Source organism: Massilia sp. Dwa41.01b, assembly GCF_014171775.1.
GTDB lineage: Bacteria > Pseudomonadota > Gammaproteobacteria > Burkholderiales > Burkholderiaceae_D > Telluria.
On the sequence record NZ_CP050454.1, the window covers coordinates 3,877,953 to 3,891,625 of the forward strand.

Here is a 13,673-nt window from a genome sequence, read left to right on the forward strand (position 1 = left end):
CTACGCGAGCACCGGCTTTACCTTAGTGCCTGCACCACCGCGTCGCCCATCTGTTCGGTGCCAACGCGCTGCGTGCCATCCTCAAATATATCCGGAGTCCGCAATCCTTGCTGGAGGACGCGCTTTACCGCCGCCTCGATGCGGTCAGCCTGCTCGGGCTTGCCGAGCGAATAGCGCAGCATCATCGCGCTTGACAAAATCGTCGCCAGTGGATTGGCAACGCCCTTGCCGGCAATGTCCGGTGCCGAGCCGTGCGAGGGTTCATATAGCCCCTTGTTGTCCGCGTCGAGCGAAGCGGAGGGCAACATGCCGATCGAGCCGGTCAGCATCGCGGCCGCGTCCGACAGGATGTCGCCGAACATGTTGCCGGTGACGATGACGTCGAATTTCTTCGGCGCGCGCACCAGCTGCATCGCCGCGTTATCGACATACATGTGTTCCAGCTGGACGTCCGGATAGTCCTTGTGCACGTCGGTGACGATGTCGCGCCAGAACTGGAAGGTCTCCAGCACATTGGCCTTGTCGACGCTGGTGACACGCTTGTCCCGCTTCCGCGCGGCCTGGAAGGCGACGTGGGCGATGCGGCGGATTTCGCCTTCGGCATAGCGCATCGTGTCGTAGCCTTCGCGCTGGCCCTTGAAGGGGCCGTCGGGGCATTCGCGCACGCCGCGCGGCTTGCCGAAATAGATGTCGCCGGTCAGTTCGCGGATGATGAGGATATCCAGCCCGGCCACGATCTCGGGTTTCAGGCTGGAGGCGCCGGCCAGCTCCGGATACAGGATGGCCGGACGCAGGTTGGCGAACAGGCCGAGCTCGCGGCGCAGTCCCAGGATGGCCTGCTCGGGGCGCAGCGCGCGCTCGAGCGTGTCGTATTTGAAATCGCCCACCGCACCGAACAGCACGGCGTCGGCCTCTTTCGCCAGCTTCAGCGTGGCTTCCGGCAGCGGATGGCCGTGCGCGGCATAGCCGGCGCCGCCCACTTCCGCACGCTCCATCTCGAACGATTCGCCCAGCGCATCGAGCACGCGCACGGCTTGCGCCATGATTTCGGGACCGATGCCGTCGCCCGGCAGGATGGCGATCTTGGTCATACGTGTAGCTTCCTAAATGGTGTTGACCAGCCAGGGCTGGCGTGCCAGGTGGCGTTCTTCGAAAGCGCGGATCTCGTCGGCGTGGCGCAGGGTCAGGCCGATGTCGTCCAGCCCATTGGTGAGGCAGTATTTGCGGAAGTCGTCGATGGCGAATTCGCACTTGACGCGCCCATCCGGCGTGCGCAGGACCTGTTGCGGCAGGTCGACGATCAGCCTGAAACCGATGGCGGCCTTGACCTCGTCGAAGAGGTGGTCGATCTGGGTATCAGGCAGCACGATCGGCAGCAGGCCGCTCTTGTAGCAGTTGTTGAAGAAGATGTCGGCAAAGCTCGGCGCGACAATCGCACGGAAGCCATACTGCTGCAGGGCCCAGGGCGCGTGCTCGCGCGAGGAGCCGCAGCCGAAGTTCTTGCGGGTCAGCAGGATCGAGGCGCCGGCATAGCGCGGCTGGTTCAGCACGAAGTCCGGGTTGAGCGGGCGATTGCTGCAATCCTGGCCCGGCTCGCCGTGGTCGAGATAGCGCCACTCATCGAACAGGTTCGGGCCGAAACCGGTGCGCCGGATCGACTTCAGGAACTGCTTCGGGATGATGGCGTCGGTGTCGACATTGGCGCGGTCGAGCGGCGCCACCAGGCCTTCGTGTACGGTGAATGTGTCCATGTTTGCGCGCGCCCGTCGTGTGGGTGGATTGGTGTGGGTGGATTATTTGCCGCCGGCGCCGGTGACGACCTTGCCGACCTTTTGCACGTCGCGGCCGAAACCGGAGACGGTGTTGCAGCCGGCGAGAACGAGGGCGATCAGCGAGAGAGCGAATACTTTTTTCATGGTGGTCCTGTATTACTTGTTCAGTGTGTGAAAATCGGCGGCACTCACAGTGCGCGCACGTCGACGAAATGGCCGGCGATGCCGGCGGCGGCGGCCATGGCCGGCGATACCAGGTGGGTGCGTCCGCCCTGCCCTTGCCGCCCTTCGAAATTGCGGTTCGAGGTCGAGGCGCAACGCTCGCCCGGCTCCAGGCGGTCGGCATTCATCGCCAGGCACATCGAGCAGCCCGGCTCGCGCCATTCGAAACCGGCGGCCTTGAAGATCTGGTCGAGGCCTTCGCGCTCGGCCTGCTCCTTCACCAGGCCGGAACCCGGCACGACCAGCGCCAGCTTGACGTTCGCGGCGCGCTGGCGCCCGCGCACGACGCTCGCCGCCGCGCGCAGGTCCTCGATGCGCGAATTCGTGCACGAGCCGATGAAGACCTTGTCGATGCGGATGTCTTCGATCGCCGTGTTCGGTTTGAGGTCCATGTAGAGCAGCGCTTTTTCGATGGCGTCGCGGCGTACGGCATCCTGTTCGCGGTCGGGGTCGGGCACGTGGCCGTCGATCGCCGTCACCATCTCGGGCGAGGTGCCCCAGGTGACCTGCGGGCGGATCTGCGTGGCGTCGAGCGTGACGACCAGGTCGAAGCGGGCGCCGGGGTCGGTGTGCAGCGTGCGCCAGTAGGCACAGGCCTGCTCCCACTGCTCGCCCTTCGGCGAGAACGGCCGGTCCTTGACGTAGTCGATGGTGGTCTGGTCGACGGCGACCATGCCGGCGCGCGCGCCCGCCTCGATCGCCATGTTACAGACCGTCATGCGCCCTTCCATCGACAGCGAACGGATGGTCGAGCCACCGAATTCGATGGCATACCCGGTGCCGCCGGCGGTGCCGATCCTGCCGATCACGGCCAGCACGATGTCCTTGGCCGTGACGCCTTTCGGCAGCGCGCCGTCGACCTGCACCAGCATCGCTTTCGATTTCTTTGCCAGCAGGGTTTGCGTGGCCAGCACGTGCTCGACTTCCGAGGTGCCGATGCCGTGGGCCAGGCAGCCGAAAGCGCCGTGGGTGGAGGTGTGCGAGTCGCCGCAGACGACCGTCATGCCCGGCAGCGTCGCCCCCTGCTCGGGCCCGATCACGTGGACGATGCCCGGCGGCGGTCGTTCATGTCGAAATAGGTGAGACCGAAGCGCTTCGCGTTGGCATCGAGCGTTTCGACCTGCAGGCGCGAGGTGGGGTCAAGGATGCCGGCGCGGCGGTCGGTGGTGGGCACGTTGTGGTCGGCCACGGCCAGGTTGGCACTCGTGCGCCAGAGCGGGCGGCCCGCCTCGCGCAGGCCCTCGAAGGCCTGCGGGCTGGTCACTTCATGGACCAGGTGGCGGTCGATGTAGAGCACCGTGGTGCCGTCCGCGTCGGCACGGACGACGTGCGATTCCCAGAGTTTGTCGTAGAGCGTCTTCATGCTGTGGTCCCTTGCGCCAGCCCCCTGTTTTGAAGGCGAAATTGATTATGCCATATTTGTGCAGTGCGGCAGTAATCGGGCCATTTTGCATCTTCCTGCTTATTTTTACCACTCCTTGCAAACAAAATTTGCATATAGCTCGCGTAATGCAAATAAAAAAAGCCTGCACAGAAGCTGTGCAGGCTTTTATTGCCAAGGCGCCGGAGCACCTTTTTTTACGCGGTTACCAGGTCAAGCGGCCATGCGCACGTTGCTGCGGCAGCCGTCCATCAGGAAGGACAGGCCCACCACCAGCACCAGTTCGCCTTCGGCCGAACGCGCGGTACCGGTGATGCCTTCGACGGTCAGCGCCGTCATCGGCTTGATCACCAGGTCGGCCGTGCCATCGACCGCTTCCACCGCCAGGATGTAGGGCTGCGGCGCATTGATGACGATGCCGACGCGTTCGACAGCTTCCTCGTAGCCGAGCGAACCGGCCAGCGAACGCACCGGCAGCGGACGGCCCTGGTCCTTCAGCACCGGGGCGCCGCCGACCATCGAGAAGGTTTCCGGCAGCTCGACCACGCGCTCGACCACGGCCATCGGCAGCGCCAGCGAAGCGCCGGACGTGGAGACCAGCATGGTCGGCACGATCGACAGTTCGATCGGCAGGCGGATCGCGAACTTGGTGCCGTGGCCGAGCGAGGAATCGATGCGGATCGCGCCGCGGTTCTTTTCCACCGCGGTCTTCACCACGTCCATGCCGACGCCGCGGCCCGAGACCGAGGAAGCGACTTCCTTGGTCGAGAAGCCCGGCAGGAACACCAGCTGGTAGGCGTCGTCGTCGTTCGGGGCGCCGTTCTCGCCGATCAGGCCCTTGTCGATGGCCTTGCGACGCAGCTTGACCGGGTCCATGCCCTTGCCGTCATCCTGCAGCACGATCATGACGCTGTTCGCTTCCTGCCAGGCTTTGAGCAGGATGAAGGCCTTGGCCGGCTTGCCCGCGGCGACACGTTCTTCCGGCGACTCGACACCGTGGTCGAGCGCGTTACGCAGCATGTGCACCAGCGGGTCGTACAGGCTGTCCACGACGACGCGGTCGACTTCCGTCTCGGCGCCTTCGATGGTCAGCTCGACGTCCTTGCCGAGGTCCTTCGCCAGTTCGCGCACGAGGCGCGGGAACTTCTGGAACAGGCGGCCCACCGGCTGCATGCGCGTTGCCAGCGTGGCACGCTGCAGTTCGGCCGAATAGCGTGAAGCACGTTCCAGCGTTTCGGTCAGCGTCGCCATCAGCGTGGCGGCCTGGCCTTCGAACTTGAACTGCGACAGGCGTTCGAGCAGCACGGCAGCCTGGTTGGCGGCCTGCACCGATTCGCCGGCCACTTCCAGCAGCGCGTCGAGCTTGACGGCATCGATACGGATGCTTTCGTCCTTGGCCGGCGCCGCCGCGGCACGCGCTTCGGCGACCTTGGCGTCGCTACGACGCTCGGTGCCGTCCCAGCCCGGCCGGGCACCGGCAGGGGCCGATGCGGTAACCGACACGGCAGCGGGAGCGGCAGCGGCGGGGGCATCGGCCGGCGTGCTGGCCGGTGCAGGGGCCGCTGGCGCGGCGCCAGTCGGGATCGCGGCGCTGGCCGGCACGACGGCGTTGAACATCGCCGTCCAGTCAAGGCCATCGGCGCCAGGGGCAGGCACGGCGGCAGGTGCGGCCACTACGGGAGCAGCGGCAACCGGGGCCGGCGCAGGCGCTGCCACCGGTGCAGGCGCGGCTTGCGCCTTGCCTTCGATCGCCTCTTTCAGGATGCGTTCCGTGGCTTCCGGCATCGGTGCCAGCGCTTCCGGCGCGGTGCCGTTGTTCAGGTCGTTCAGCTGGTCGGCAACGAAGCCCGATGCCTCCAGCGCCGCTTCGATCGACAGCGGCGTGACCGGCGCGGCGCCGGTGCGCAGCGCGTCGAACAGGTTCTCGGTCAGGTGGCAGGCTGCGACCAGCGCAGGCAAGCCCATGAAGCCGGCACCGCCCTTGATCGTGTGGAAGGACCGGAACACCGCGTTCAGCGTTTCCTTGTTCTCCGGATCGCGTTCGAGGCGCAGCAGGTGCTCTTCAACATTGACCGCCAGATCCATCGCCTCGACGACGAAATCCTTGAGCATATCGTCCATTAGAATCCCAGATCGGCAAGAAGATCGTCGACGTTATCCTGGTCCAGCGCCGCTTCCGGCACCGACGGTCCTTGCATCAGTTGCACGGGCGCGGCTTCTTTTTCGGCCAGCTTGGCGCGGGTTTCTGGCGGCGCGTTGTCGCGCAGCAGCTGGGCCAGCTCGTTCTCGACCGTCTTGGTGATGGTCACGACTTTCTTGATCAGCTGGCCGGTGATGTCCTGGAAGTCCTGCGCCATCATGATTTCCAGCAGGCGCGACTTCTCCAGTTCGGTCGCTTCCGCGACGGCGGCGGCAAACTGGCGCGAATCGCCGGCCAGGGCCTTGAACTCGTCCAGGCTGAGCTTGCCGGAGAACAGGTCGGCCCAGCGGGTCTCCATGTCGGCGGCCTGCTTCGACAGCTTGTCCTGTGCCGGCATGCCTTCGTCCAGGGTGTTGAGCACCTTGTTGGCGGCCTGCTCGGTCAGGGTGGCGACGTATTCCAGGCGGTCCTGGGCATCGTTGATCTGGCTCGACGCCTCGGTCAGCGCGCGGTCGTAGCCGAGCTCGCGCAGCGAGTCGTGCAGCAGACGCACGATGCCGCCGAGGCGCTCGTACATGTTCTTGTCGCCCTCGCCGCCTTCGGTGGCGGCAGGCGCGGCGGCCTGCGCTGCCGGGGCAGCGGCGGCGGGTGCGCTGGTCATTGCCACCTGGTCGAACAGGGCTTCCAGGTCGTCCTCGTCGGCTGCGGGCGCAGCCGCGGCAGGCGCCGGCGCAACCGCAGGCGCACTATCGCGCTGGGCTGCCACTTCCTCGAATAAGGCGTCGAAATCGTCGGCGGCGTCGGTCATAATCCCTGCTTCTCCATAATAAATAAGTGTCGCGTTCAGCGGCTTCGGTCCGGTGGATGCGGACTTCCGTGCGCGTCATGCGTATCGCTGGAAGCCCCAAAATTCAGTAAGCGAGTGTAGCAGCGTAGTTGCCGTAGGTAAATCTCCTAAAACGCACTACACCAAAATGGACAAGGAATCTTAATTCCGGGACAATAAAACCGCGCAGTTCCTGAATATTTTCGCAAGCAAGGTGTTGTTTTGTGGTCGCACCGATTGTGCATGCTTTTTCGGCGTGGCCAGAAGTAGCGGACTCATGTTTGAGCGAAGTCAACTGCTTGCGCCATCACAATCGCCGCGCTGCATAGGACGGGCCACAATATCGTGGCGTTTTCGGAGGGCTCATCATGTACCGGAAGATCCTGATCACCACCGACGGTTCCACCGTGTCGCAGCACACGGCCTGCGCCGGCGTCAAGTTCGCGCACCAGATGGGGGCCGAAGTGCTGGCCCTGTTCGTGGCGCCCGAATACCAATATCCCGTGTATGTCGAAATCATTCCCCCCTCCTACCCCAGCGAGGAGGAATACATCGCCCAGATGCGCCGCACCGGCGAGGAATACATGGGCCGCATCATGCGTTCCTGCGCCCAGGCCGAGCTGCAGCACAGCTGCATGACCGCCTTTTCCGACGCCACCGCCCTCAAGATCGTCGACGTCGCCGAGCAGGAAGGCTGCGACCTGATCTTCATGGGCTCGCACGGGCGCAGCGGCTGGGGCCAGATCCTGCTGGGCAGCGTCACCAACAAGGTGCTGTCGCATACGACCAGGCCGGTCCTGGTGCACCGCCTGATCAACGAACCGGTCGCAAGCTGACCGCCGCTGTTAGCCCATGATTTGCACGCCACCCCGGCGTGCTTGCCATATCGAGCGCGGCCGTCCCGCGCGGGAGAGTAACTCATGATAAGAATCGTCATTGCGGATGACCACACCATCATGCGCGAAGGCCTCAAGCGCATCCTCGACGGCGCGCTCGACGTCGAAATTGTCGGCGAAGCAACCAATGGATTCGAGGTGCTGACCCTGGTGCGCCAGGGCGGCTTCGACCTGTTGCTGCTCGACTTGTCGATGCCAGGCCGCAGCGGCGTCGACCTGATCCGCCAGGTGCGCAGCGAAGCGCCGAAACTGGCGGTCCTGATCCTGACCATGCACGAGGAAGAGCAATACGCGGTACGGGCAATCCGCGCTGGCGCCCAGGGCTATCTCACCAAGGAAAGCGCGGGCACCCAGCTGGTCGGCGCCATCCGCAAGGTCGCCTCCGGCCGCCCGTATATCAGTACCGAAGTGGCCGAGCAGCTGGCGCTGAACATCATGGCGCCAAACGAGCAATTGCTGCACAAACAACTGTCGGACCGCGAGTTCGAGGTCTTTTCGCTACTGGTCGGCGGCAAGTCGATCACCGAAATCGCGAACAACCTGCACCTGTCCGTGAAAACGGTCAGCACCCACAAGACCCGGATCATGCAGAAGATGGGCATGACCTCCTTGTCGGAAATGGTGCAATACGCCGTGGCGCATCGCCTGCTGTCGCCGATGAAGGCCTGACGCGGGGCACGCCGCCGCTGCGGGCGGTCGGGGCACGGTAGGGGGACGCCCCGCGCCCTGCCCCGTACTGCGCCGCCGGACGACGCCTGCGCCGCTGCCAGGCTGCTGGTATCCTTGCTGCCGGTAAACGCGCTGCCCGTGTGCCCTGCCGGTGTCGCCGCTGCCGCGCTTCCGACCCTGCTCCTGCCCGCCGCTGCAGGGTGCCCCGCGTAGGAGTACGCCGTTGAGCGCCCGCCCCACCCGGAAGTCGGGCACGCGCTAACAGTATTGGACACCGCTGCGTGGCATTTTGTGCCATGCCAGCCACGCACTCCTCGGCGCCATGGCCCGCCCAGGGCAACAGGATGCAGCCTCGGGCACCCGGCGACGCCCCGCACCGGTCAGACGATTCCTACAGTCCTACCTACTCTCCTACCTACACATTCAGGCATTGCTGATACCAATGCCGAACTCGTGTTGGCATACTGAATTCAGCGTATCGACTTGCTTGCGATCTAATTTCTCTCCGTAAGCCAAGCCTGCCGCTTGATGAATCCTATTGAAGCACCCGGTAGCGGCTCCCATCCGAGGGTTGCACCAGACAGATTTCTTCACTGGAGAAGAGCATGCAGTCCCAGCAAACGCCAGAACAACGCAACGCCTCGTCGACCATGCATTCCACTCCGATGGAAGCCGGCCGCCAACGCCAGGGCCGCCTGTGGTCCAACCTGAAAGAAGTCTGCGACCTGCTCCATATTCCGGCCGCCGTTTCGATCAATTCCGAAGAGCTCCTGTTCCAGCACGTGCAGTTCAAGACGGGCCAGCGCGTGCACACCATCGGCCAGGCCTTCGACACCCTGTACATCGTCAACTCCGGCTTCCTGAAAACGGTGCTGATCGACGAATTCGGCAACGAACAGGTGCTGAGCTTCCCCATGAAGGGCGACATGCTCGGCGTCGACGGCATCCACACCCGCCACTATGCTTCCGAGGCCGTGGCCCTGTCCGACTGCGACCTGATCCTGCTGCCGTTCAAGAAGCTGACCGCCCTCGGTCGCGTCCACATGGAGCTGGAAAACCTGATGTACGGCGTCATGAGCCGCGAACTGGTGCGGGAACAGGCCATGATCGGCATGCTCGGCGCCCTGTCGGCCGAGGCACGCGTGGCACGCTTCCTGGTCTCGCTGGCGGACCGCTTCGCCGCGATGGGTTACTCGAGCAAGCTGTTCAACCTGCGCATGACGCGCCACGAGATCGGCAGCTACCTGGGCCTGACCCTGGAAACCGTCAGCCGTACCTTGTCGGCCTTCAACGAAATCGGGCTGATCACGGTCGACCAGCGCACCATCGGCATCAAGGATGCGGAAGCACTGAAAACCCTGCGCCGCCTGCCACCTTCGCGCTCGCGCACCAAGGCGGCCAATGCCAAGAAGGCCGAGATGGACGCGGCCGGCGGCGACCAGGTACTGGCCACGGCCTGACCGGGGCAGCGCCGGGTTCGCCCGGCAGGCCGGAACGGCTCCGGCATGGCGGTTTCAATCGAAGCCGCCCTGCCGGAGCCGTCGTTTTTTGTCCGTGCCGCGTGGGAGCGGTTTTACCGCGGCTGCGCCGGCGCGCGCCCCGCCGTGGCCGCAGTGGCTGCGGGCGCGCCTGGCGGCAGACCGGCCAGGTGTTTCTGGACCGCCGTGCTGAACGCAGGCATGTCGAAGTGCTGCGGGTCGTCGTGCCCGTCAGCATAGGCTTGGTCGATCACCGCATGGAAGGCAGGAATAAGCCACACCCCGCTACGCGCGCTTGCCACCACATAGAGCAGCGCGAGCCGTTCATATTGCCGCGGCGTGAAGCCGGGCGTGGGCGCGTCGAGGTCGTTCGGCTCCTTGCCGGGCGCAGGGATCCTCGGCCTGCCGATCCGTGGCTGGATGTTTTCCACGCCGACGAACACACCTGCTTTCGCCGGCACATCGACGCAGGTTTCGAATTTCGTTGTCGCAATCGGGTCGGCAAAGTCGACCTCGGTGATCGAGTCCCCGACGCGGTTGGTGAAGGCATGCGCGATGCGATCGGGAGCCCGCTTTGGATGACCGAGAAAATCCTTGTTGGAAATCCAGCTGGCCTCGTCCCGGTTCGGCGGAAATTCGCCCTGGGTCGGACAGGCAGCCGAGCGCTTTTTCTTCGAACAATTCGGCGCGCTGGTATCGTGAATGATGAAGTAGTTCGCCTGTATCCGCCTGCCAAGGGGCCCGCCGAGGATGCCCGCCCCGGTGCCTTGCGCATCGAGCAGGGTTTGTACCGCACGGATATCCGGCGCGGGCGTGCCGGCCAGTTCCTTCAGGAAGGGCGTGATGGTCTCGCCGCCGATGCTGGCGCCGCGCTTCACCTCGCGCGTCAGGCAGGCGGCCTGCTGCGCCGGCGTTCCCGCGAAGCGTTTCGTGGCGGGGTCGAACTTGCACAAGCCGGCCCTTGCCTGCTGTGCATTGATGCCGGCCTTGAGATCGCATTTTTTTGCGGTCGACGCCGTGGCGTCGATTGCCAGCGCCAGTAGCGCCGCCGCGCCTGCGAGCCGCCCTATTCCCAGGATGCCTGCCATGTCGCCTCCCTGTGTCCGATCGGTGGAATTCCTCTCCGCTCGGCTAGCCAGTGGATCGCGCGCCCGGCGGAACCTGCCAACGCTTGCTCGACTTCCATGGGCGAATACGGCTGCGTCTGCCCACCCGAGCAGTATAGCAGCGAGGCTTATCGAAAAGACCAGAGAACGAGCCCTGCCTGGCCCGAAAAAAGACAGATGGGCAGGCGCATGCATGCGCAGGCACCCTGCTGCGCCACGCCTGGCCGGCGAACCCGGGAACGGCTATCGCCACAGGGCAGCGTGCCGTGCCATGATTTTCCCGCCCGGCGGCGCTCCGCGCTTTTATTGATCGCGCGACAGCACCCCGTTGTTCACCCGCACCGCATCGCCCACGCGGAAGCCGGGATCGTTGTCGTATTTCAGGGTTTGCGTGGCATTGTTCCCGCCGTAGCGCACGACCACCTCGTAGCGCTGGCTGCGGTGCGCATTGCGTTCGATGTTGCGGCCGACGATGCCGCCCCCGACCGCGCCGGCCACCGTCGCCGCCGTACGGCCGCTGCCGCTGCCGACCTGGTTGCCCAGCAGGGCACCGACCACAGCGCCGCCCGCCGTTCCCATCATGCCGGCCTCGCCTTGCACCTGGACGACGTTGACCGCCTCCACGGTTGCGCAATTGGTACAGTAACGCGCCGTCTGCGGCGTTGCGGTCGCGCGTTGCGCCGCCAGCTCGCGTCGCGTCGGCGGGGTCGCACCCTCGCGTACCAACGGCTCGCGCAGGGTGGCGCTGACGAAACGCGGCCCCAGACGCAGGTCGGCACTGGCCGTGCCGCCATTCCTGATCCGGTCGTGCGCGCCGACCGTGTAGCTGCCGACGTAATGGCCGGGATCGAGCTCGGAGAGGCGCAGGTTGCGCGTGGCACCCTCGATTTTCACCGTCGCCTCGGCGCCGGACGTGCCCACCAGATCGAAACGCAGCTCGACTCCAGGGGCGATGCGCCCGACCTCGTCGACGCCGAAACCGCGGATCTCGGGCACCGGCAGCTGGTCGCGCGCGTGCTGCTGGGCCAGGGCCGGCAGCGGCGCCAGCGCCATCGGGCCGAGCGGAAGCAGCGCGCACAGCAGGCTGGACAGGATTGCACGACTTTTCATTATTTCCTCCAACACATAAGCCAGGTCCGGGAGGACCCCAATGAGAGGAAATTACGCCTGTAGGGTTGCGCTCACCGTGCGGGAACGTACCCTGCATGACCGGCAGCGCCATGGCAGGCCGCTTCGCCCGCGTCCGCAACGCTACATCTGCCGGAACAGGTGGGCATAGACCGGGCTCACGCGCAGCTTCTCCGGCCGGTTGCGCACATTCAGCACCACCTTGCCCATGCTGTCGCGCGAGGCGGCAAGGACGTGGCGCAGGTTCACCACCGCGCTGCGGCTGATCTGGCAGAAGCATGCCGGATCGAGCTGGGGCAGCAGCTCTTTCAGCGGCAGGCGGATCAGCGCCTCGCCGTCGGCGGTGACGACGTTCACGTACTTGTCGAGCGCCTGGAAGAACACGACCTCGTCCACCGGAATCATGCGCACCAGGTTGCCGACGGCGGCGCGGATCGTCGTCAGCCGTGCCATTGCCGCCGGCGCCGGCAGCAGGGCCTGGATCTGGGCGACCAGGCTGTCCAGCCCGCCAGCGTCCTGGCGCGCCGCCGGAGCCACCCGGCGCCCACCTCCAGGCGCGCACGCAGGCGCTCGACGGTGCGGGCCAGGCGCGCATCGTTGACGGGTTTCAGGATATAGTCCGCAGCGGCCTGCTCGAAGGCCTGCAGCGCGAATTCGTCATAGGCGGTGACGAACACCACCTGGGGGAACGGTGCCGGACCATCCCAGCGCTCGGCCAGCTCTTCGGCCGCCTCCAGCCCGCTCTGCCCGGGCATCTTGATGTCAAGGAAGAGCACATCGGGGCGCAGGGCCAGGGCCTGCTCGACCGCGGCCACACCGTTCGCGATCGTGGCGACGATCTCGAGTTCCGGCCAGAGCCGCTCGAGGCTGCGTGCGAGGATGGTGGCCAGGATGGGTTCGTCTTCGGCAATCAGGGCGCGGACATGCATGAAGCCTCCAGTGGAAAACGCAGTTGGACAACCGTGCCCTGCCGGGCCGGCGTCAGCTCGACGCTCGCGCGCTCGCCATACAGCACTTGCAGGCGTTCGCGTGTGGTGTGGATGCCCACTCCGCCGCCACGATGGCTGCCGGCCTGCGCCGACTGTTGCAGGCCGAGCCCGTTGTCGGAGACCGTCAAGGTCAGCAGGCCGTCCTGCGCCTCGGCCTGGATGCACACTTCGCCGCCGTCGATGCTGGGCTCCAGGCCATGCACGATGGCATTCTCGACCAGCGGCTGGAGCAGCAGCGGCGGCACCCGCACCGTGCGCAAGTCCGGGGGCAGCTCCAGGCGATAGGCCAGGCGCTCGCCCATGCGCACCCCCATCAACCCGAGATAGGCCTGCATCGCCGTGAATTCCGCTTCGAGCGTGGTGCTGTCGAGGCGCGACGCGCCCAGCGTGGCACGCAGGAACTGGATCAACCCGTCGAGCATCACGCCGGCCCGCTCCGGGTCGAGCGCAATCAGGCCCTGCAGGTTGGCCAGCGTATTGAACAGCATGTGCGGCTCGATCTGGGCTTGCAGCAGGCGCAACTGGGCCTGTACCGCCTGGCGTTCGACGACCTCCGCGCGCAGGCGCGCTTCCTCGTGCTCGCGCCGGATGCGCACACTGCGATCGCGGTATTCGACGATCAGGACCATCGTGCACATGCCCAGGAAAGTGAACAGGATCATGCTGACGCGTCCGATCGACGGATACTCGGCCAGGGTCGGCAAACGGTCGTGCAGCACCGCGGCGCCGATGTGCATCCCGCTGAAATGGCCCAAGGCGGCCGCCGCCAGCATCACACCGAGGAAGGCGAGCCACTGGTGCGCCCGCCGCTCGGAGGCCGGCCACACCAGCAGGCGGGCGAGGTCGACAATGGAAAAGGCGATCAGGCCGATACAGACCGAATAGACCAGCTGTCCATGCAGCATCTGCGGTTGGCCATTCGCCAGCGTGATCATGACGCCGGCGACCAGGCTGACCACCAGGCCGACGCGCAGGTCCGCCAGGAAGCGGCGCAGGAAGGACGGCGCCGGCAAGGCGCGCGCAGCGGAAGGATGGTCATGGACATCGAATGCGTTTCCTGATTGGC

Annotated in this window: 11 protein-coding genes and 2 pseudogenes; 3 read left to right on the forward strand and 10 right to left on the reverse strand. The window is 65.7% G+C overall.

Features of this window, described 5'->3' with window-relative positions; translation table 11 throughout:
- Positions 1-17 precede the first annotated feature (17 nt).
- From leuB to G4G28_RS17875, 6 genes and pseudogenes are all read right to left on the reverse strand, one after another.
- Positions 18-1,091, reverse strand: coding sequence for a 3-isopropylmalate dehydrogenase (leuB, locus tag G4G28_RS17850; RefSeq protein WP_182989299.1), 1,074 nt, complete (start codon positions 1,089-1,091; stop codon positions 18-20).
- 12 nt (positions 1,092-1,103) lie between these two features.
- A complete protein-coding gene (leuD, locus tag G4G28_RS17855) occupies positions 1,104-1,751 on the reverse strand; it encodes a 3-isopropylmalate dehydratase small subunit (RefSeq protein WP_182989300.1) in 648 nt (215 codons plus the stop codon).
- A gap of 42 nt (positions 1,752-1,793) precedes the next feature.
- Positions 1,794-1,916, reverse strand: coding sequence for an entericidin A/B family lipoprotein (locus tag G4G28_RS17860; RefSeq protein WP_182989301.1), 123 nt, complete (start codon positions 1,914-1,916; stop codon positions 1,794-1,796).
- Positions 1,917-1,960: 44 nt separating this feature from the next.
- Positions 1,961-3,357: pseudogene (gene leuC / locus G4G28_RS17865) on the reverse strand (3-isopropylmalate dehydratase large subunit).
- Positions 3,358-3,588: 231 nt separating this feature from the next.
- Positions 3,589-5,496: a chemotaxis protein CheA gene (locus tag G4G28_RS17870; protein WP_183107657.1), complete on the reverse strand. Its 1,908-nt coding sequence runs from the start codon at positions 5,494-5,496 to the stop codon at positions 3,589-3,591.
- Positions 5,496-6,323 carry a protein phosphatase CheZ gene (locus G4G28_RS17875; protein ID WP_182989302.1) on the reverse strand — a complete coding sequence of 276 codons (828 nt, stop codon included), beginning with the start codon at positions 6,321-6,323 and terminating at the stop codon, positions 5,496-5,498. The genes G4G28_RS17870 and G4G28_RS17875 overlap by 1 nt, the downstream gene beginning before the upstream one ends.
- A 386-nt stretch (positions 6,324-6,709) precedes the next feature.
- Here G4G28_RS17875 and G4G28_RS17880 point away from each other — a divergent pair, with 386 nt between their 5' ends.
- From G4G28_RS17880 to G4G28_RS17890, 3 genes are all read left to right on the forward strand, one after another.
- Entirely contained in the window at positions 6,710-7,177 is a 468-nt protein-coding gene (locus tag G4G28_RS17880) for a universal stress protein (RefSeq protein WP_182989303.1), read from the forward strand.
- An 84-nt stretch (positions 7,178-7,261) separates the two neighbouring features.
- Positions 7,262-7,906 carry a response regulator transcription factor gene (locus G4G28_RS17885; RefSeq protein WP_182989304.1) on the forward strand — a complete coding sequence of 215 codons (645 nt, stop codon included), beginning with the start codon at positions 7,262-7,264 and terminating at the stop codon, positions 7,904-7,906.
- A gap of 665 nt (positions 7,907-8,571) precedes the next feature.
- Positions 8,572-9,366: a Crp/Fnr family transcriptional regulator gene (locus G4G28_RS17890; protein WP_182991869.1), complete on the forward strand. Its 795-nt coding sequence runs from the start codon at positions 8,572-8,574 to the stop codon at positions 9,364-9,366.
- A 113-nt stretch (positions 9,367-9,479) separates the two neighbouring features.
- On the opposite strand, the gene G4G28_RS17895 is transcribed toward G4G28_RS17890, so the two are convergent.
- From G4G28_RS17895 to G4G28_RS17910, 4 genes and pseudogenes are all read right to left on the reverse strand, one after another.
- Positions 9,480-10,472 carry a hypothetical protein gene (locus tag G4G28_RS17895; RefSeq protein ID WP_182989305.1) on the reverse strand — a complete coding sequence of 331 codons (993 nt, stop codon included), beginning with the start codon at positions 10,470-10,472 and terminating at the stop codon, positions 9,480-9,482.
- A gap of 321 nt (positions 10,473-10,793) precedes the next feature.
- Positions 10,794-11,600 (reverse strand): glycine zipper 2TM domain-containing protein, encoded by an 807-nt coding sequence (locus G4G28_RS17900; RefSeq protein ID WP_183107658.1) that lies wholly within the window; start codon positions 11,598-11,600, stop codon positions 10,794-10,796.
- A 141-nt stretch (positions 11,601-11,741) separates the two neighbouring features.
- Positions 11,742-12,547: pseudogene (locus G4G28_RS17905) on the reverse strand (LytR/AlgR family response regulator transcription factor).
- Positions 12,529-13,620 (reverse strand): sensor histidine kinase, encoded by a 1,092-nt coding sequence (locus tag G4G28_RS17910; protein WP_183107659.1) that lies wholly within the window; start codon positions 13,618-13,620, stop codon positions 12,529-12,531. The pseudogene G4G28_RS17905 and the gene G4G28_RS17910 overlap by 19 nt, the downstream one beginning before the upstream one ends.
- Positions 13,621-13,673 lie beyond the last annotated feature (53 nt).